Annotated in this window: 14 protein-coding genes; all 14 read right to left on the bottom strand. The window is 38.7% G+C overall.

Annotated elements, in window-relative coordinates; all coding sequences use genetic code 11:
• Positions 1-95: 95 nt before the first annotated feature.
• Positions 96-938, bottom strand: a complete 843-nt coding sequence (locus tag LVD47_RS20985) for a glycerophosphodiester phosphodiesterase (RefSeq protein WP_236980390.1) — start codon at positions 936-938, stop codon at positions 96-98.
• A gap of 114 nt (positions 939-1,052) precedes the next feature.
• A complete protein-coding gene (locus tag LVD47_RS20980; protein ID WP_236980388.1) occupies positions 1,053-2,393 on the bottom strand; it encodes a purine-cytosine permease family protein in 1,341 nt (446 codons plus the stop codon).
• A 23-nt stretch (positions 2,394-2,416) separates the two neighbouring features.
• Positions 2,417-3,508, bottom strand: coding sequence for a formylglycine-generating enzyme family protein (locus tag LVD47_RS20975; RefSeq protein ID WP_236980386.1), 1,092 nt, complete (start codon positions 3,506-3,508; stop codon positions 2,417-2,419).
• Positions 3,509-3,544: 36 nt separating this feature from the next.
• Positions 3,545-4,585: a carbohydrate kinase family protein gene (locus tag LVD47_RS20970; protein ID WP_236980384.1), complete on the bottom strand. Its 1,041-nt coding sequence runs from the start codon at positions 4,583-4,585 to the stop codon at positions 3,545-3,547.
• 41 nt (positions 4,586-4,626) lie between these two features.
• The gene (locus LVD47_RS20965) at positions 4,627-5,754 is read right to left on the bottom strand and encodes a Gfo/Idh/MocA family protein (protein ID WP_236980382.1); all 1,128 of its coding nucleotides are present in this window, start codon (positions 5,752-5,754) and stop codon (positions 4,627-4,629) included.
• 11 nt (positions 5,755-5,765) lie between these two features.
• Positions 5,766-6,599, bottom strand: coding sequence for a class I fructose-bisphosphate aldolase (locus LVD47_RS20960; protein ID WP_236980380.1), 834 nt, complete (start codon positions 6,597-6,599; stop codon positions 5,766-5,768).
• A gap of 31 nt (positions 6,600-6,630) precedes the next feature.
• Positions 6,631-7,581, bottom strand: a complete 951-nt coding sequence (locus tag LVD47_RS20955) for a Gfo/Idh/MocA family oxidoreductase (protein ID WP_236980378.1) — start codon at positions 7,579-7,581, stop codon at positions 6,631-6,633.
• A gap of 2 nt (positions 7,582-7,583) precedes the next feature.
• Positions 7,584-10,568, bottom strand: a complete 2,985-nt coding sequence (locus tag LVD47_RS20950; protein WP_236980376.1) for a PVC-type heme-binding CxxCH protein — start codon at positions 10,566-10,568, stop codon at positions 7,584-7,586.
• A gap of 24 nt (positions 10,569-10,592) precedes the next feature.
• Positions 10,593-11,525, bottom strand: a complete 933-nt coding sequence (locus LVD47_RS20945) for a sugar phosphate isomerase family (RefSeq protein WP_236980374.1) — start codon at positions 11,523-11,525, stop codon at positions 10,593-10,595.
• A 35-nt stretch (positions 11,526-11,560) separates the two neighbouring features.
• Entirely contained in the window at positions 11,561-12,361 is an 801-nt protein-coding gene (locus LVD47_RS20940) for a PIG-L deacetylase family protein (protein ID WP_236980371.1), read from the bottom strand.
• Between the two features lie 3 nt (positions 12,362-12,364).
• Complete coding sequence (locus LVD47_RS20935) at positions 12,365-13,387, bottom strand: Gfo/Idh/MocA family protein (protein WP_236980369.1); 1,023 nt, start codon at positions 13,385-13,387, stop codon at positions 12,365-12,367.
• A gap of 24 nt (positions 13,388-13,411) precedes the next feature.
• Positions 13,412-14,443 (bottom strand): Gfo/Idh/MocA family protein, encoded by a 1,032-nt coding sequence (locus tag LVD47_RS20930; protein ID WP_236980367.1) that lies wholly within the window; start codon positions 14,441-14,443, stop codon positions 13,412-13,414.
• A gap of 61 nt (positions 14,444-14,504) precedes the next feature.
• Positions 14,505-16,133 carry a RagB/SusD family nutrient uptake outer membrane protein gene (locus LVD47_RS20925; RefSeq protein ID WP_236980365.1) on the bottom strand — a complete coding sequence of 543 codons (1,629 nt, stop codon included), beginning with the start codon at positions 16,131-16,133 and terminating at the stop codon, positions 14,505-14,507.
• 17 nt (positions 16,134-16,150) lie between these two features.
• Entirely contained in the window at positions 16,151-19,582 is a 3,432-nt protein-coding gene (locus tag LVD47_RS20920; protein WP_236980363.1) for a SusC/RagA family TonB-linked outer membrane protein, read from the bottom strand.
• Positions 19,583-19,702: the final 120 nt, after the last annotated feature.

Below are 19,702 nucleotides of genomic sequence, written 5' to 3'. Positions count from 1 at the left end.
AGTTGTTATTTGCCAATGGCGCTAAAGCACTTACAATTGCGGAATTTTTTAAAAATTTTCTTCGGTTGGTAGTCATTTAAAATTATTATTTGCATTCATTGAATGCTTTCCGAATTCATTTTCTTTGCTGAAAAAAAATGTAAAATCCGATCCGTCTGTATTACATCAATTCTCATTTCCATTGCCTTTCTATAGGAAGATATGGCTTCTTTTCCATTCCCTATCCCATCAGAAAAAACATATGCTTTCCTTTCGTGGATTTTTTTAATTAATTCCTCCGAAAGCAACTCCCACTTTACATCGAAGGCGTATGGATTCAATTTCTTAAATAATGGTTCAATTTCTTCTTCATTACTCAAACCTACCAATACTCGAGCATTGGGAAATACATCCTTTATTTCTGACAGTACAGAAACGGACCCATAAAATATAGCTCTATCCAGTAATTGTTTATCTCGCAAAATCGCTATCATGTTATACGGGCTAATATCCTTGCAATCCACATATAATTTAACATCACTTCCCACGCGTAAGCTATACTCACTGATAAAAGCACAAAGGTCATCTAGTCGGGGAATTTTCTGATCAACATATTTTGAATCAAACCATCCCCCCGCTGACAACAATCGTAGGTCTTTCCACTCCAATTCATCGACATAGCCTTTGCCATTCGTCGTTCTTTCCAAATTGCGATCGTGAATCACTACCATCTGGCCATCCAGAGATTGTCTTACATCAATTTCAATATAATCTACGCCCAGGTCAATAGCTTTTTTAAATGCCGCTAACGTATTTTCAGGCGCAAACTCATTAGCCCCTCGATGAGCTGCCACTTTTGTACCATGTTCATTCTGCATTTTTACCGGTCGGTCTTTGCTCCCTTGACAAGAAAAAAAGACTAAAAAACCTAATAAATGAATGCGAGAATTAAAGTTCATTTCCTAACTAATTCCTGTTTCCGGAATAAATCAAATATCTAATCATTTCCTCCGGCATCAAAAAAAGTGTTACTAAAGCTACATTAATTTTATTACAATCCCATAATACAGGTATTACAAACCAAATATATTTTTCACTTGTTGTTCAGGTGTTGTTTTATTCTGTAAAGCCCAACGCATCCAACTATAATATATGATGGTTGTCAGGATCATTCCATTAATCAAAGAAATGAAAAAATTCTGCGTAAAATATCCAACAATAAATCCACCAATCCAAGCTAAGTATGCAGCTGGATTAAATCGCATATCAGGATGACCAGCACCTTCTTCGTACATCTTTCTTCTTTTAGGAAAAAACCAATAATCAATAATAACTGTCATGGCTATGGGACCAATTAACCAGGATAGAAACTGAAGAAAAAAGTTAAAGATTTGATCCGGTCCATACCATGCAAAAAATAAGGCAACTCCCCAAGAAATTAATAACACCAGTTTCCTTGTCTTTTCTTCGCTTTTATATTCTGGAATTGGCGGGGCAGACATCATATTCGCAGCAAAATATATAGCTGCCATGGAAGTAGACCACGAGCCCAGAAAAATAGCAAAGTAAGTTATTTCCAACAGGCCAAAGCGATCCATTATCAAAAATATATTCCATTCCCCGGTAGCCAATGCGCCAATGGTGGCACCAATATACTGGAATACCATTAAAACTCCATATGTTAAGAACAAACCAATTGTAGCCTGTTTTGTATTTTTATAAAAGCGCGTAAAATCTGAAATTACAGTATTGGCGTGAAGCCATCCTCCGGCGGCAGATGTAAATACAACAAATATAGAAGCCGATGTGGTAGGTGCCTTTTGAATAATTTCCCTGATACCTCCGCCTATATCTAATGCACCCCAAATAGTAGCGATCAGAATGAATACAATAGCTGGAGCTGCCAAATAATCTACATAGGCGATCCATTTCATGGATTTATAAGCCGGTGCTAAAAAAATAATGGCCATAACCAAGGTAATTCCCCAATAGAGACCACCCTGGTTGGTTATCCCCAAAATATCTACCAGAGCATCCCGCGTCAAATTTAGAATAACAGCAAACCATACCACCGTGGTTATAGACATGATAAAATTAGGTAGTATTACACCTAATTTACCATAAGAAAACCGGAAAATCATCGCACTGGTAAAACCTGTGCGGGTTCCAATAATCCCAATTAGGATAGATATGATACTATTGAATGCACCTGCCATAAGTATGACAATAATAGCTTCCTTAAAAGATAATTGTGACCCCACCAAACCTCCTACTAATAAACTAGATACCACTAAAACCAGCCCCCAGAGAATAAAGGTATTACTCCAAAAGCCCAATCGCTTTGATTGTGGCAAGCGGGATCGCACAGCATCTCCCTGGTAGTCAGGTTGTATTTCTTGCATTGAATTTTCCATACTAAAAATTTCTATTGTTATTGTTAATCTTTAACCACACCAAGGCAAATTCGAAAACCATCCCTGGAATCAGAATAACTTTCACCATGTAGTCCCAATCTGACTGCACACCTTGCATTCCCCGGAACATCAAAATAATTCCCCCCTCTACATACCGGTTTACCTCCTTCTTCTACTTGATACAATTCTTCATGCCCTCCTTTCGGATCAAAATGGTCAAGAACAATTTCCCATACTCCACCACACATGTCTGCTAACCCAAACCCATTTCTTCCCTTTTCTCCGTAGTGGTCCACTGGAGAAACAAAGGCAAAACCATCACTCCACGGTACATTGGCTAACGGCCATATTTTATTCCTTCCAGGTAAAAAATCCACTCCTGAAATATTCAACCTGCCTTCTCCTTCACTAAGGTCATTACCCCACCAAAAATAGGCACCATCATTACCACCTCTGCAGGAATAGGCCCATTCTGCTTCTGTCGGCAAACGGTATTCCAGGCCTTCAGGCAACCTTCCTGCCTTGCGTTCACGCTTTGTCAACCATTCACAAAAAGCGCGTCCATCATTCCAACTAACACATACCACTGGATAAATATCACGAAGTGGAAAGCCAAAATTGGGATCTTTCCAACTTTTACCTTCTACTGAAATCCAGGGGTGGGGAGGAGCCTTTGCTGTTATTTTCCATTCGGGATCGAAAACCTGAGTTTTACCTCCTGGTTTTTCGGCGTCTGTTACGTACCCCGTCTCCTCTACAAAACGTTTGAATTGTCCAACACTAACTTCAGTTCGTCCCATCCAAAATCCATCCTTCACAGCCATCGGACGCGGGAAATCCCCTTCATACGATTCCCTCTCTGTGCCAGGTGTTGCACCTCCTTCAATTCCCGTTGCCCAGGCCTTTTCTTCAGGAGTACTTCCCATTAGAAAACGACCTGGCGGAACATAAACGATTTCCAAATTTACACCTCCTCCCAAATCTAAAAGTTTGGTTTTTGTCGTATCGTTTTCCACACCGTTAAATTCTGATATTATATCTTTTCCATAAATATTGTTTACCAGGCAGCAACAGATGAGTAGCACACTGCGACTAAAGATTCTATATATATTCATATCATCTCAATTTTATTAATAATCCAATTTTTATATTCAACTCCAAGATTTTTCACGAGAGTACCATCCGAAAATTGAGCCTAACCTCAAGCATTCATTCCAATTAACAATACTTCCTGTAGAAGTCATATCTCTCAGACTTGATGCGGCAACGCCTACTCCAAGGTTTAAACATTTATCCATATCCCAACCTTCATGTATACCTGCCAGTACCCCTGCCGCAAAAGCATCTCCGGCCCCCACAGTGCCTTTAATTATCTCTAAAGGAATTTTAATACCCCCCTGAAAAATTTTATTGCCATTTCTACTTACGGCATACGCTCCTTTCGAAAAATGCATAATGGCCCAATTCACTCCTTTGTCTATTATGATACTTGCTGCCTGATTCGCTTTTTCTACTATAATATTTCCAAATTCATCCAGAATCCTTTTCCCTGTTAACATCTCAACTTCAAAATCATTGATAAACAATAAATCCACATAGGGAAGAGTAGGTGGAATAAGTTCCGTAAATCTCGTGGATTGTTCACTTACTACATCTACAGAAGTGATAAGCCCAAAATCTTTTGCCTCCCGCAAAACCTTCGCTGCTTTCGTTCCTGCATCTGAGTCAACCTGGTCCAAACTGTCTAATAATAATAAATATCCAAGATGAAATATTTTAGCATTAGACTTTGAAAAACTGAAACAATTTTCATCGAGAAATGCATTTGCGCCCCTCCTATGAAAAAAGGTTCTTTTTCCGGTTCCTTCTACCGTCATTACATCCGTATAAGATGTATTTACTCTAGAATTTAATCTCATCTGGTCTATATTTATAGACAGACTCGCACATTCCTCCAAAATAGATCTACCATAATCATCCGTACCCACCATACCTATTGCTTCCAGGGGGATTCCAATATTCATTAGGTACAAAGACTTTAATACATTATAAGGTGCTCCTCCATTGCTGATAAATTCCCTATGTATGTTTGCCAGACGTTCTTCCTCTGGATAAGAATCAATTATTTTAACATGATCCACTATCCAGTTCCCCCCGCAAATAATACCTTCTCTTGCTTTATCAAATTTCATCCTTTAGATCTAAATTGAGTTCAAAATCTCTATTCTGCCAACTAATATTTGACCGCAATTGCTTTACCAGTCTTATTAGAATCAAGAGCAGCGGCAAAAACCTTATGGCTCATCAATGCCTCCTCAGGTGTAACACAGCCAAATCGACTTTCAATAAAACCTTCACGTTCCGCAAAATATGCAGCTAGCATTTGCATAAAACAATCCGGAAATCCAGGCTCAAATATTCCTCCTGTTATCGTTTGAAAAGGGACCTGAAACCCAAGATCAACCCTTTTCCAATACTGCTCTTTCTCCATGGAAAACAACCAAAGGGCTTTTGTATCTTTAGTGTTATATCTTACTCCACCTTTAGTACCCAAAACTTCTATAAACCAGGAATTGGTTTCTCCCGGTGCAAGCCGTTTCATTTCCAATCGCATTGGAATTTCTTCCTCTTCTATTGATACATTTGTCGATAAAGTAGCATTATTCCAGGTATCACAATTACTCCATCCCCCTTGTCCGTCTGGTCGCCGGGTTATTATTTTCTGAAGCTGTGCATATACACTACTTGGTTTCCAACCTAACCTTAATGGGATATGCAACACATGCATACCGAGGTCGCCCATAACCCCAATTTCACCGCAATACCGGGATTGCCTTTTCCAATTAATAGGCTTCATTGGATTCATATCACTGGAATGGTAAAAACCAGCATTAATTTCCATTATTTGTCCCAGGTTCCCGGATAGAACTTCTTGTATGAGTCGCTGAGGACCAGGTAAAAAAGGCATTTCCGAACTACATCGCACAAAACACCCCTTTTGATCAGCATGCTTTTTAATTAAAGTCGCGGCATTTAGGTCTGCACCAAAGGGTTTTTCAGCTAATAAATCTTTACCCGATTCAATAACATCAATATAATATTGCTCATGAAGATGATGCGGTAAAGCTACATATATTACATCCAACGCTTTGGAATCCAATAATTCCCTATAATCTGTAGTCAAAATATCTACGGTATCAATTTGGCGGTACCAATCCAATGTTTCCGGGTTGATATCGCACAATGCCTTTAATTCTACTTTCAGTGGATAATCGTTCAACGCAAACCACCTCCCAAAGGCACTTGCTACTTCTTTTCCCATTAATCCCCCACCAATAATTCCTACATTTACCGTTTTCATTATTAATGTTATTACTTCTTAACCAATCCTATAACGTCATCAGGTGTAGCACCATCATGTACAATGGCCATTAGGGCTTTTGTCATACCTCCTGGATTGGCATGTTGAACAACATTCCGTCCATATACAATTCCCTTAGCTCCTTGCTGCATCAGGCCAAAAGTCCTTTCCAGAATTTCTTCATCCGCAGCACGACCTCCACCCCTGACCAGAATAGGTATGGAACCCGCTACCTCTACTACTCTATGATATTCTTCTACATTGTCGGTGGGATCCGCTTTGATCAGGTCGGCCCCCAACTCAACTGCCTGTCGAACCAGTGGCATGATAAGTTTTATATTTCCATCAACCATATACCCGCCAGCTTCGCTATTCGGTCTAAACACTAATGGTTCAATCATTAAAGGCATTGAATAATAGTCACACATAACCTTCAACTTTAAAATATTTTGTATACAATGATCCGTGACTTCAGGAGCTCCCGGAATTCGGAAAAGATTGACTACGACACATGCAGCATCCAGACGAACAGCCTGTAGTACAGGTTCTTCAATCATTCTACTGTACAAGACTTCCGGCAGGTCTGGTCCATATACATTCGCCAGATCCGTCCTCAAAACCAAAGCAGGCTTTGTCTTTCCCGGAACCGATTGCAAATTCCTTGCTTGTCCTACCGTCAACTGAATAGCATCAGGATTAGCATCAATTAAGGTCTTAACAGAGGATTCTATATTTTCTATTCCTTGTAAAAATGTATATTCATTAAAAAAACCATGGTCAATGGCTACATCAAAACACTTCCCTGATTTGGGATTGAACAATCGATTAATTCTGCTTAATTTCATTTTTAAATTTCAGATTTATTAAATAGTAACTTCAATTATATCTTAATTTCACTTCTTTCCCTCCTTGTTTTTTACTTCTGAAAGCAGCTTCCATAAAGGAATATATTTCCAGCGTCTCATCTATTGGAACGGGCAATTCCCCAAGAGCAAAAAATTCTGCGATCTTTTTTACTAATAGATCATATCCATCAAATGTACCCAATGATTCAATTCCTTCCTTTCCGAAGGCCGTACCACCAAAACTTATCTTGCCTGATCGTATTCCTCTAAAAATTCCAATTCTATTTTCTGCCCATTTTCCTACCACAAGGTCGCATCCTGCCGTACTAACTTGGGTAACGGACTGACAACCAGTTCCCATAATTGTATACAACATTTCTATACCGTGAATTCCATCCCAAAATAAATCAATATGTGAAGATTGGATTGGAGCCGGACCATAGGTCTCAGCACCCTGTAGGGTACCGATATTTCGAGTATTCGAAAGCTCTTGAATTTTACTACCATATCTCAAAGCGGATGCTGAAAATACCGGAACATTGTATCGTTCAGAAGCCCTAAAAATTTTCTTGACGTTAATCCAATTCTCTGCTACAGGTTTATCTAAAAAAATTCTTTTCCCTGCGGCAAGGATTGGTACCACTTCTGACAAATGGGGTCTACCGTCATTCGTTAAGACCATAAGGGCATCAGTCATATTGATTACTTCATCCAAACAAGAAACCCGTATAACCTTATGTCTTTCCATACTCGCTTCAAACTCCAATACTTTTGCTTTCGAAAAAGCAACATCATCATTCTCCTCCGGGGCATAATATGCGATTACCTTGCATCCAAAAAAGTCTTTTCCCGTAGGAGAATTTAATATCTCCGTAAATGCCTGCGTATGTACAGACAATCCTACAATACCAATTTTTATAACAGAAGAATTAATACTCTTTTCTGTCGAATTCAAAGACATTATGGAGTCATGCCTTGCCATTCCTATAAAGTTCTAAAATATTCAAGGATGGCCCGGGCTTCCTTTTCTGTAATGCGCTCTTCAATCATTGGCGTCCCATTAAATTCTTCCAAAAGTTCCTGGGCCAAAGGATCTTTTTCCAACATTTCAGTTGGGTTTATAATCATATTCATTACCCATTCAGGACTTCTTCTTTCCAATATTCCTTTTGGAGCAGGACCCACCAATTTCTTATCCGCTATATGACACGAAATGCATTTGGTATCAAATAATTCCTTTCCCTCCTTTACCATTTCGGCATCTATGTCATCCGGCAAATTCAATTCCTTTACCGGTCCAACTCCCTTATTATCAAGCACCACGCGTTGACTTGGAGGAATCTCTGCTTCAGATGAAGCTAGCTTTCCATCTGTTAAAGGCTTCTCTATATTTACATCTGATTCTTCACTACTGACTTCATTTCCCCACCAGGGTTCATAGAAGGTTCGAAACTGCATACCGGATATTGTTGAATCTGCTCCACCTCTACTATGTGTATCCCTGTCACTCCAAAACCATGCTACTTTTTGTGCCGCAATTCTGGCTTGTTCTACCGGAGATTGTAACACTTTCACCAAAAGTTCCTTGTTTCGAATATTATGTTGTTGATGTAACCATAAAATTTCCAAAATTGGTAAGGCATTTTCTTTTTTTGCTGCATCTAAAGCATTGACCCAGTCTTGTGCTTTGTCGATTACCTCTTCAGTATTTCTTTCACTTAACTCAATCCTTACCTGATGTCGGACCCCATCCACAGGATGTTTGAACAATTCCAAAAGATCTTCTATAGGAGCACCATCAATAACAACAGGATCCTGAAGTGGTCTCCCCTTGGCAGTTATTCGATAAATTCTTCCATGTGCCTTATCCCGACTCAAATCTCTAAGGTTATATGGCGAATGAGTAATAACGGCATTTTGCCAATCACTAAAATACAATGCGCCGTCCATTCCTATAACTCCATCCGTAGGTCGAAAGTTAGGGTCTCCTTTATAGTTCTCTGGTATCACCCTGGGCTTTGCTTCCGAATGAGGATCAAATGTAGGATCATCACCAGTAAACAATAAATTCCCAACTTCTACGCCTTCGACTACACCTTCTCCTTTATAGTCAAGCCGATACCTTTTAATTCCCTGAAATCCTATTACATTGTAGATCAAAAAATTATTTTGGTATTTATCTGGAAACTGGGCACTTGATAATATCTGATTTGATGTAACCGGCCTTACGGTTTGTTCGAACAATGGACGTTTTGCAAATTCACTAACATCCGATTTAGCCGTAACAGTCCTGTTATAATAAACTTGAAATGCCCTTCCACTCGTCCCATCAGTAATGAATTGATTCCCCCATTTGTCGAAGCTAATTCCATGTGCATTAGGAGTATTTTCTACTACAAATGAATAATCATAGGTACGTGGATTGAAACGATACAGTCCGGGAGTACCTGATTCCTCACTGATTCTATAAGGGGTTTCGATATTTTCCAAAATAAAAATTCCCCGTTGATAATAAATATACCCATCCGGTCCGAAAATTAGATTATTGGCGGTATGATGAGTATCATCTGCGCCCAAACCACCCAATATTCGTGTTTGTTTATCAGCCTTTCCATCTCCATCAGTATCTTCCAAAAAAAGAATATCCGGCGCAGAAACTACAATTACCCCTCCATTCCAAAATTCAAAACCCGTAGGATGGGAAACGTAAGCAAAAGTCGTAGCTTTATCGGCTTTTCCATCTTTATCTTCATCCGTTAGAAAAACTAACCTATCATTCATAGGCGTCATTGGTTCCCATTTGGGGTAGTCACCCCAAGAGGCTACCCAAATTCGACCTTTGGTATCCACTTGCATAGCCACTGGATTTACGATCTCCGGGAACTCCTCTTCAGATGCAAATAAATTCACCTTTAAATCAGAAGGTACCGTCATTCGGTCTATTGCTTCTACAGGACCGATATACTCAACATCCCGGGTAATATGAGTTCCTACTATCAAAGGCTCAGGGACATTGCTATCATCGATTTCAATGTCCTCACCATTGGCCCTTGCCCAAATTTTATGGTCTCTGTTTTTCACCATGACTTCCAACATCTCCAATTCCCTTTGAAGTGTTTTGAAATTACCATCCTGGGCAGAACGAATACCCCAGACATCATTTCCACTTGAAGCTCTGTATTTTTGGAACCATAGCTCATTTTTTTCTACGACTGCACTTCTCAAAGAATCCAAATCTTCATCCTCTATTGTAGTTGAAACACCCCCGGAAACTTCTTTTGCGATATACTCACCTATTAATTTATTCCCTTTTGAACTAAGGTGGATTCCATTTATTGTTAAAGGCTCTTCGGAAGCCTTATACAATTCTTCACTCTTTGAAAACAAATCAATACATTTAACATTCATTTTATTGGCAACCTCAGACAATACCGTAGTATAAGATTTTAACCTCTTATTATTTTCACTACCATCCGGCAAATCTGGACTTTCAAGATCCTCATGCGCTATAGGTGAAAATAATACGACCCTCGGAGGGGCTTCAGAATCATATTTTTGCATTCTGATATGGGATATATATGCTTCCACTTTTTCTCTAAACTCTTCAGGAGTATTATGAAAAGATTCATTATATCCAAAGAAGGCAAATATTATACTTGCTTTCATTTCTGATAAATGGCTATCACTATCTCCGAACCCCTCATGGGCCCTTGGTCGGTAATGTATTTGGTCACCTGAATACCCTAAGTTTCTAAAAACCAGGCTATCTTCGGGATTCAAAACCTGTATGTAAGATTCTAACCACCCATCGTGCTGCATTCGCTCAGCAAGTCCATTTCCAACTATTGCTATTCGATCTCCTCTATAAAACTCAAATCCTTCTTTTTTTTGACAACTCTGAAGCGAGAGAAAAATAGAAAAAAATACGAGTACTACACCTGGAACCAATCCACTTTGATTTGCAATCATATTGTACGTTTTTCAGAAATTATTCTAATGCATTTCAACAGAACATGAACCGAGACCTGACCGCAGAAAACTAAACTTCACATTGGGATGATCTGCTAATACAGACATCGGAACAGATGCGTCAGGTATGTTTTTTGAAATCATATAGGTAGTAAGTCGTTGTCCGAAGGAATTATCATGAGCGCCCGCATGCCATATAGATATTTGTTCAGTCTCCCAGGTTTCCTTGGGCCCTACTGTCACAGCACTTGTGGGAACCATGGAAACATTTCCACCAATATGCATTCTGGAATTTTGATAGATGGTTATAGGGTGTAAATCCAAAACCCGGGTTTCCAGCTTCTTATAATCCTCCACTGATTGCGGTTTATCTTTAAATTCCCCGGTTCTTTGAGGAGGTTCATTAAAAGCCCAGTGTTTAACATCTCCCTGTCCGCCTTGCATTATCAAGCATTTGGCTTTTTCCCAACTTTCTTTAAACGCCGAGGTATCTGCTTTAGGAAAGTGCATATTTTCTTCCGGCATCCTCAGATCCTTGTGTATCCGGTTCATACACATATCCCGAAATGTTTTCTGAAACGAAAGAGGATGTTCAACGGAAACTTCCTTTCCATTTATTATCCACTCATCCATACTCCAAAAATGGGCATGCTCCAGCGAAAGTCCGATTTCATTAATAATTTTTGCCACAAGTGGTAATTGCTCAGTGGGACCAATAGGTCCACAAATTCCAACTGGATTATCTGCAGTAGCTTGCTTCCATACATGAATATATTCAAGTGCTTCAGCAAGATAAAACTCTTCAACAGAATCATAGAAAACAACTTCAAAACCGGGCCTGGACAAAGCCATCATTTTTTCTGGTGTCAATGCCGCGATTTCCTCGATTATGTCACTTTCTAATTCAAGCGTAGTATAATCCCACCATCCTGGTGCTATAGAACTCTTTTTTTGCATTTTTTTTTATTTTCCTATTTCTAAAATTAGATTTTCTAAACCACTACTCTATCATTGAGTGCTTGTTCATATGTTTTATTTAGTAAGTAATGTTCTCCCAGGTCTCGCAATGGATCATCATCTTCACTACAAAAACCATAATGAGAATGACGTCTCCAACCTTCAGCGTACTCAAATTTTTGAGACATTCTCCCTACCTCTAGCGACATATCTTCCATGACCTGGATATAAGAATTCATTTTCTGACTATTGTCCAACCAGGCTTGCTGACTTTTATGCATCGCCAGTGCATTCCTTTTAGTCTCCTGAACCGAAGAAGTATCAACGAAGAGACCGGGAATCAGTTTTTTTCTTAAAGGATCTCTCAAGCCATGTGGCAATGCATGATAAATTGTGCAATCAAAATTTGAAGCGATAGAATCTCCGGCAATATAATTCGGTACGCACCTGACAAATGCAGCAGTTACTGTCAGCCGCGAAGTATTCATATGGTCTTCCATATAGTCAGATGGCGAATGTGTAAGAATAAGACGTGGTTGAACACCCCTAATAACCTCGGATAACTTTCTAAGAATACTTCCATTATAAAAAATTTCAAAATCGTTACATATCGGGTAATGGTATTTTGTTCCCAGGATAGCTGCAGCATTCTTCGCCTCTTCAATTCTGATTTTTTTTGTTTTTTCCGAATCATATTCCGTACTTCCACAGTCTCCGCCTGAAAGAGTCATATAATGGGTTTCATACCCAAGTTTTTTTAACAACATAAGAGTACCTGCCATCATAAATTCTATATCATCTGGATGCGCTGCAATGGCCATGGCTATTTTCGTCATTTGTTACAATTTTACACTTTGCCCCGATTCTGCAGACCTATCTGCTGCAAATATAATTTCATGGGTCTTTATGGCCTCCTTCAGCCCTGTCAGAGGCATCTCTCCTCCTTCAATGACCGATTGAAAAAAGGTCTCAAATTGGAGTTGATAAGGGTGGTCAGCCACATCTCCCGAATCAAGCATTTTCATAGACATCTCACTCCATTTCGACTTATCAGACTTGAGCTTTTCCGAATGAATTTTATTATCTAACAGACTTCCTTCACTTCCAAATAGATGTGTATGAAAGTAATACGGTTGTAGACAATCTACACTCGCTGCACATTTTCCTATTTTTCCACTCTTAAATTTCAGTATAGTTACACTGGTAGTATTATATTCATACGGAGTGAAAATTTCACTTTTTGTTTTGGTATCATAACTGGTTACTTCTTCTACATCACTTCCCATAAAGAGTAAAAGCGCATCCAAAGCATGACAGCCTGCTGTTAATAAAGAACTCCCCCCCCCACTTTTCTTGGCGTTCCATTCGAATTGACCGTACCAGGGTCCAATTCCATGTAAATAATCAACTTCTCCATAGTGTAATTCACCAATCAACCCTTTATCAATAATTGATTTTGAAGATAAAAATTGATTTGACCACCTGCATTCAAAACACATACAAAATCCTACACCAGCCTTCTTTACTTCGCTCTCCATCTCTTTACACTCGTCCCAAGACAATGCCATTGGCTTCTCCAAAATGATATGCTTACCTGCCCTGGCAGCTGCTATCGTATGCTCTTTGTGCTGATAGGTATAACTGCAAATAGAAACAACATCTATGGTTTTATCAGACAACATTTTATCCAAATCAGTATACGATTTTATATCCGTTCCCCATTTCTGACTCAATTCTTCGTCACTATGTTCCCTTGAGGAATAAATAGATGTTACCTGCGCATTCGAAGTAGCATTTATAGCAGCTATATGTGCAGTAGCCACCCATCCGTAACCAACAATTCCAACATTTAATTTCTTCATTCTTTTACTTCTATTTTAAATTAATTATTTAGATGTATTTTCTCTTATATCTTTCATTACCAAACTTAATGAGACCCTTTCTCCATTCAATCTTTTACTTCTGTGAGCCGCTTCCATAAAAGCGTAGATTTCCAGGGTTTCTTCTTTTGCAACAGGTGCAGTATTTGTATTGAAAAAATCTACAATACTTACTACTAATGGACGATAACCTTCAAAAGTACCCAGGGCTTCTATAGAATCAACTGCAAATACTCTACCTCCGTATCCGCGCTTTCCGGATCGAATTCCCCGAAATGTGCCGATCCGACCTCCATTCCAATAGCCCACCACGACATCTTCACCTTCATCTTCATTCAATTGCTGAACCCATTGACAACCGGTACCCATTACTGAATACAGCATTTCTACCCCGTGTATTCCGTACCAAAACAAATCGGTATGGGATGGTTCCAGGGGAGCAGGACTGAAAGTGCTTGCACCCAGAACTTTCTCTTTTTCATTTTGATTGATTATCTGTACCTTGCTCCCATAGCGAAGTGAGGAGGAAGAAAAAATTGGAACACCATATTTTTCTGCAGTCTCATAGATTTCGATGACTGATGCCAGGTTTTCGGCAACAGGCTTATCTACAAATACCGGTTTCCCAGCTTCTAACACCGGCATGACCTGTTCCATATGAGGACGCCCGTCATTGGTCTCAATCAAAACTCCATCCACCCTACTTAACAGAGTATCCATATCATTTACTATTTCAACCCCGGCTGAAAGAACATCCGACTTATAACTTTCCAGCTGCTCATTAGTAAATTCTACATCAGGATTTCCTTTAGGATGATAAAGTACTTTGATCCTGCATCCGTTGAGGTCACTTCCTTTATTTTTATCGTTTAAAATTGTAGAAAAAGCAGCACTATGAGGGGAAAGTCCTATTATGCCAAGCTCTAATTCCTTTTGAATACTACAATAGGTACCTAAAGAAGGTAATGTTTTATCCAATCCAATATAAGTGGTAGAGACACCAACTAATAATTTCGAAACAAAACTTCGTCTTTTCATTTTCAATATTGTCTTGATTATAAAGCAACACCCCTCACCTGCTGCCGATTCAGTTATTATTTTAGTATCCGGGATTTTGTTGCAAATCGGGGTTTATATTTATTTCGTATAATGGAATGGGTAGTAATGCATTATTTTCAGTATAACTCCCAGTCTTGTCAATAACTTTGTAATGTCCTCGAAACCTACCTGCTGTTTCCACTGGATAATCAGTATAATTCTCCGGATTATCTGTTAGTTTCATACCGTAAAACTGACGATTCATAACTTCTGTAAAGATTCCCCATCTACGGATATCCATATAACGGATTAAACGCTCCAGGCAAAATTCTACTCTTCGTTCTCTTCTGACAATTTCCCGTAATTCGTCTGAGTTTGTTTCAGTAACTGCAGGCATACTAACTTCTTCTCTACCCCTGACCTGATTAATTGTTAAATCGAGAAGATCTTGTGTTATTTCATCCCCGTTTTCCAACTTCGCTTCTAAATAGCTAAGTAAAACCTCTGCATACCTGATATGGATTATATCATCTCCTGATGATGCCCAATCTCCCCCATAATCCTCCGTCACATATTTTTTCCATCCATACCCTGTAGCCCCGGGTAGGCTGGCAATTCCGGAAGAAGTTTCATCGGGATGACCCAAATACAATTTATCCCTAAACATAGTGTATCCGGGCAGAAAAATACTCGCATAAAGCCTTGGATCCCTGTTTTCATAGGGTTTGTCCGAATCATATAACGGTGATTCTTCTATTGATAATCCGTCTGTCATTAAAAAAGCGTCTACAAGATTCTGAAAAACATTATCCTCCTGGTACCCGCCATAAAAGTCCGGATGATAATTACGTTGATTTTGAGGGTTTCCGTATAATCCAGCAATACAATTTGTAGATAAAATAATTTCTTTGCTATTTTCTCCTCTTTCTTCAAAAATGGCTTTATACTGTGGATCTATAATATGAGCGTCAAGGTCAATAATTTCCTGGTATGTATTAACCGCTTCACCCCATCTATTGTGAATCATTAATAATCTACCTTTTATAGCAAGTGGAGCTGCCTTTAGGATTCTTCCTTTCTCGTCATCAGGCCTTGTGGATGGCAAATCGGTAGCCGAGGCATCTAGTTCTGAAAGACAAAATGAAACAATTTCATCGAGGGAATTTCGATTCTGACTATTTGCTTGTTCAATCGTAAGTGTTTCTGTAATCAATGGTACGCCACCATATAAAACCGACATGTAAAAATATTCATACGCTCTGAGAAAACGAGCTTCTGCTATAAACTCCGCTTTTTTATCTGCATCCATTTCAACCCTGTCAATATTTTGAAGAAAATAATTCGCTTTAAAAATTGTCCGATAAGCACGGTCCCAAATGGCCTGTACGACCTGTCCATCACCCTCCGTAAAATATCCTGCATATATTACTCCGATATCACCAAATTTATATCCCGAATCATCAGTCATACTAGCCATACACAATAATTCATTAGTATATTGATTTGAACCGGGATTACTACCCCTGTAAATACCCGTCAATGCCAACATGGCATCATTCTCAGAGTTCCAAAATGAACCCTCTGACAATTGTGCCAAAGGTTGTTCATCCAGCCATTCATTATTGCAGCTTGGAAACATTATCAAGAGCGAGAAAAAGCACAAAATGTATTTAAAATTTAAAGTTTTCATTTCAATTTTGTTTCAGATTAAAAATTAATGTTAACTCCTCCGACAAACAACTTCGTTAGTGGGTAGAAACTACCACTGGTTTGCATTTCGGGGTCCCATCCTTCATAGTACTCAGTCAACGTAAATAAATTCTCAGCTGTAACATAGAACCTTACTTTATTCAAAAAGGTATTTTGTAAAATATCACCAGGCAGGCTATAACCTAGTTGCACATTTTTTAATCTTATAAAAGTGGCGTCGCGGTACCAATAATCCACAGGGTTAGAACGATAAAATCCAGAATTTAAATTCTTCATCCGAGGGTATGATGCACCCACATCCGGGTTATCGAATGTCCACCTGTTTTCGAAAGCCTCCCTCTGAACATTTCCGTTGTTCTCAAGCGGAAAAAAGAACTGTCCTAAATTGATCATATCCTTCCTACCCCCTTCTCCTTGTAACAAAATGTTAAGGTCAAAATTCTTATACCCTGCATTCAATGTCAGAGCGTAAGTGGAGGTAGGCAATGGTTGCCCAATGATGGTCCTGTCATAAGTTGAATTTACTACCCCATCAGGTACTCCATTTGGTCCACTGATATCAACATATTTTATTCCCCCTGCTTCTGCCAAAAATGAAAATGGTTGAGTCGCATAATTAGCTACTTCTTCATCATTGGCAAATAAGCCGTCGCTTGTATAACCAAAAGAACTTCCAATTGGATACCCAATAAACAGCCCTCTATTTATATCCTGTTCTATATTTGCTAATTTTTCAACTTCGTTATTGACTAATGAAAAGATAGCTCTCAAACCATAAGAAAAGTCGCCTTTTACATCATTAAATCCAATATCAAAATCCCATCCTTTATTACTGACAGTTCCCGCATTTGTGGCAGATGGAGTAGCACCAAGTAAATTAGATACTGAAACATTGTATAATATATCCGTTGTCCTCTTAACAAAGTAATCAATTGAAAAATTTAACCGACCATTCATCACCCCCATATCCAAACCTATATCAGTAATCTGAGTAGTTTCCCATGTGATTTCTTTATTTGCAATTGTATTAACTGCAGCACCGGCACTTAATTCGCTTCCAAAAGGATAATTTTGGCCCAAAGAAATTAAATCCTGATATGGATAATTACCTATTGATTGGTTACCCAGCTCTCCCCAAGAGGCTCTTACTTTTAAATTATAAATCCATGGCAGTGATTCTTTAATAAAGTTTTCTTCGGAAATTCTCCATCCAACAGATGCAGATGGGAATAATCCCCATCGATTTTCGGAAGGAAACCTTGAAGACCCATCGTACCTAAAGTTTAATTCAAATAAATACTTATCTAGAAAATCATAATTAAGCCTTCCAAATAAAGACGCCAATTTATTCCTACTTGCGGTTCCACCCTGCGTTCCTCTCGCAGTGGCTCCAGCATCAATTTCATAAATTTCATTGTTTGGAAAGTCATCACGGTAAGCACTAACATTATTGAAATTATATACCTGACTGGAATAGCCTCCAAGCAATTTTATTGAATGGTTCTTAAAATCTTTATTATAACGCAAAATTGATTGCAACGTAAGCAAACTGTTGCTAGACCATGTCGTAGTTAAACTATTTCTCGCTATACCGTAATTTGGTGTAATGGGATAATTTGCCTGAAAGGCTTTATATTGATTGTTTGAATAGGTATACCCTACCTGACCCATAATTTCAAGACCTGGAATAATTTTCCACGTCATTGAAGAATTACCATATAAATCAGTGTCAATAGTCTCCAAAAATGATTTACTATTCAGATCGGCTTCCGGGTGAAGGGTTTCATTTCTTCCATAATAACCATCAGGCATTACACCTAAAATTGCATTAGAATTCCGCATAGCACCATTAATGATGCCACTAACGCCAGGTCCATATCCGTAACTTGGTTCAGACCCATTATCTCTGTTTCCAGCAATTTTAACACTGAATAAAAGATTATCTTGTAATTCTGAATCCAGGTTAATTCGCAAATTATACCGATCAGCATTATTTTTCTTTATAATTCCTTGTTGATCATAGTAGCCTGCAGAAACCATATATCTCATTATCTCCGTACCACCCCTCACACTCATATCATGCTTTGTTTCAAAACCAGAACCCGAACCAAATAAATAATCTATATGATCAAAATTCGGGTAATTTAATGGATCGGAACCTGATCTAAATTTTTGGATCTCTTCCTCGGAAAACCTTCCGGGAGAAGCCTCGTTAGCGGCTATTGCATATTCCCATGAATTAACCATTTCAGGCACCATTGTAGGACTCTGTTGACCTATATATGAATTATAACTAAATTGGGGCTTCCCTGTGACACCACTTTTCGTCTCGATCAAAATAACACCATTTGCGGCTTTTGAACCGAATATAGCGGCAGAGGCAGCATCTTTAAGGACTGAGATACTTTCTATATCACTGGGATCTACATTATTGATGGAAGATTCAATTCCATCCACTAATACCAATGGATTGCTACCCGCACCACTAAATGTACCCTGGCCCCGAACAGTTAATGAAGCATCGTTACTCCTAGGATTTCCCGACGGTTGCCTAACGGAAATTCCACTCATTTGTCCCTGGAGAGCCAATGAAGATTTAGTAACGGTCCTGCTTTCAAGATCCTTACTCCCCACCGTGGAAACAGCCCCTGTCAGGTTTACTTTCTTCTGAGTACCAAATCCTACTACTACCACCTCATCCAATGTCTGAGAATCTTCCAGTAATGTAATTGTTATTTTAGATTTTCCTGCTACAGGTATTTCCTGGGTCTGGTAGCCGATATATGATACTACCAACACAGCTTGTTCGTCGACATCTTCCAATGTAAAATTTCCTTCAAAGTCCGTAGCCGTACCCTTGTCGGTACCTTTGACCAATACATTTACCCCAATGAGTGGTTCTCCTGCCGGACTGATCACAGTTCCATTAATATTTATTGCAAATTTTTCCAGTCTTTGTGATTCGAACTTAGGGGTTAATTTAGGAGTTACTCTATTACTTACTTTGCGATTTGACTTGGCTTTTTCCCCATCACTAATCAAACCGTCAAGGTGTTTCGCCATTTTCTTTAAGGACTCAAGGCCTTCTTCATTATTTTTATAAATGATCACAAACCTGTGGTCATAAAATTTATAGGTTAACTTCGTTCCCTCCAAAATCCGTGATATAGCTTCTTCTGCAGAGCTATAATTCCTCTTTTCATAATGAACCTTAATATTAGACACGAGGGTCATATCAAATGTAAAGTACACTTCGTAATCTTTGCTAATCGCTTCGATTGCATTTAAAAGTGTAGTCTCTTGTGGAATTTTATCTACCCCAAAACTCAAAATTGGCAATTGCACTAAAATGGACATTACAGCCAAACATTCAAATATTAGTTTCCTAAATGGATTCATACCTTTCGTTTGAAGTTCTTTCGAATACATAGAAATAAGTTTTTCATTAATCCAAGAATGATAATAGATCAAAATATTAATGCAAAATATATTATATTTCACATTATATCTCATACCCTTTTACTCTATAAAGCATAACTAAAAACTAGT

It is taken from the genome of Membranihabitans maritimus (assembly GCF_021729145.1).
Lineage (GTDB): Bacteria > Bacteroidota > Bacteroidia > Chitinophagales > Saprospiraceae > Membranihabitans > Membranihabitans maritimus.
This window is presented reverse-complemented; position numbering and strand designations above follow the sequence as displayed.

What these genes read in the sequence shown, in the direction of transcription:
- LVD47_RS20985 (WP_236980390.1), bottom strand. Translation starts at nt 938, where the DNA reads ATGAACTTTAATTCTCGCATTCATTTATTAGGTTTTTTAGTCTTTTTT.
- LVD47_RS20980 (WP_236980388.1), bottom strand. Translation starts at nt 2,393, where the DNA reads ATGGAAAATTCAATGCAAGAAATACAACCTGACTACCAGGGAGATGCT.
- LVD47_RS20975 (WP_236980386.1), bottom strand. Translation starts at nt 3,508, where the DNA reads ATGAATATATATAGAATCTTTAGTCGCAGTGTGCTACTCATCTGTTGC.
- LVD47_RS20970 (WP_236980384.1), bottom strand. Translation starts at nt 4,585, where the DNA reads ATGAAATTTGATAAAGCAAGAGAAGGTATTATTTGCGGGGGGAACTGG.
- LVD47_RS20965 (WP_236980382.1), bottom strand. Translation starts at nt 5,754, where the DNA reads ATGAAAACGGTAAATGTAGGAATTATTGGTGGGGGATTAATGGGAAAA.
- LVD47_RS20960 (WP_236980380.1), bottom strand. Translation starts at nt 6,599, where the DNA reads ATGAAATTAAGCAGAATTAATCGATTGTTCAATCCCAAATCAGGGAAG.
- LVD47_RS20955 (WP_236980378.1), bottom strand. Translation starts at nt 7,581, where the DNA reads ATGGCAAGGCATGACTCCATAATGTCTTTGAATTCGACAGAAAAGAGT.
- LVD47_RS20950 (WP_236980376.1), bottom strand. Translation starts at nt 10,568, where the DNA reads ATGATTGCAAATCAAAGTGGATTGGTTCCAGGTGTAGTACTCGTATTT.
- LVD47_RS20945 (WP_236980374.1), bottom strand. Translation starts at nt 11,525, where the DNA reads ATGCAAAAAAAGAGTTCTATAGCACCAGGATGGTGGGATTATACTACG.
- LVD47_RS20940 (WP_236980371.1), bottom strand. Translation starts at nt 12,361, where the DNA reads ATGACGAAAATAGCCATGGCCATTGCAGCGCATCCAGATGATATAGAA.
- LVD47_RS20935 (WP_236980369.1), bottom strand. Translation starts at nt 13,387, where the DNA reads ATGAAGAAATTAAATGTTGGAATTGTTGGTTACGGATGGGTGGCTACT.
- LVD47_RS20930 (WP_236980367.1), bottom strand. Translation starts at nt 14,443, where the DNA reads ATGAAAAGACGAAGTTTTGTTTCGAAATTATTAGTTGGTGTCTCTACC.
- LVD47_RS20925 (WP_236980365.1), bottom strand. Translation starts at nt 16,133, where the DNA reads ATGAAAACTTTAAATTTTAAATACATTTTGTGCTTTTTCTCGCTCTTG.
- LVD47_RS20920 (WP_236980363.1), bottom strand. Translation starts at nt 19,582, where the DNA reads ATGTATTCGAAAGAACTTCAAACGAAAGGTATGAATCCATTTAGGAAA.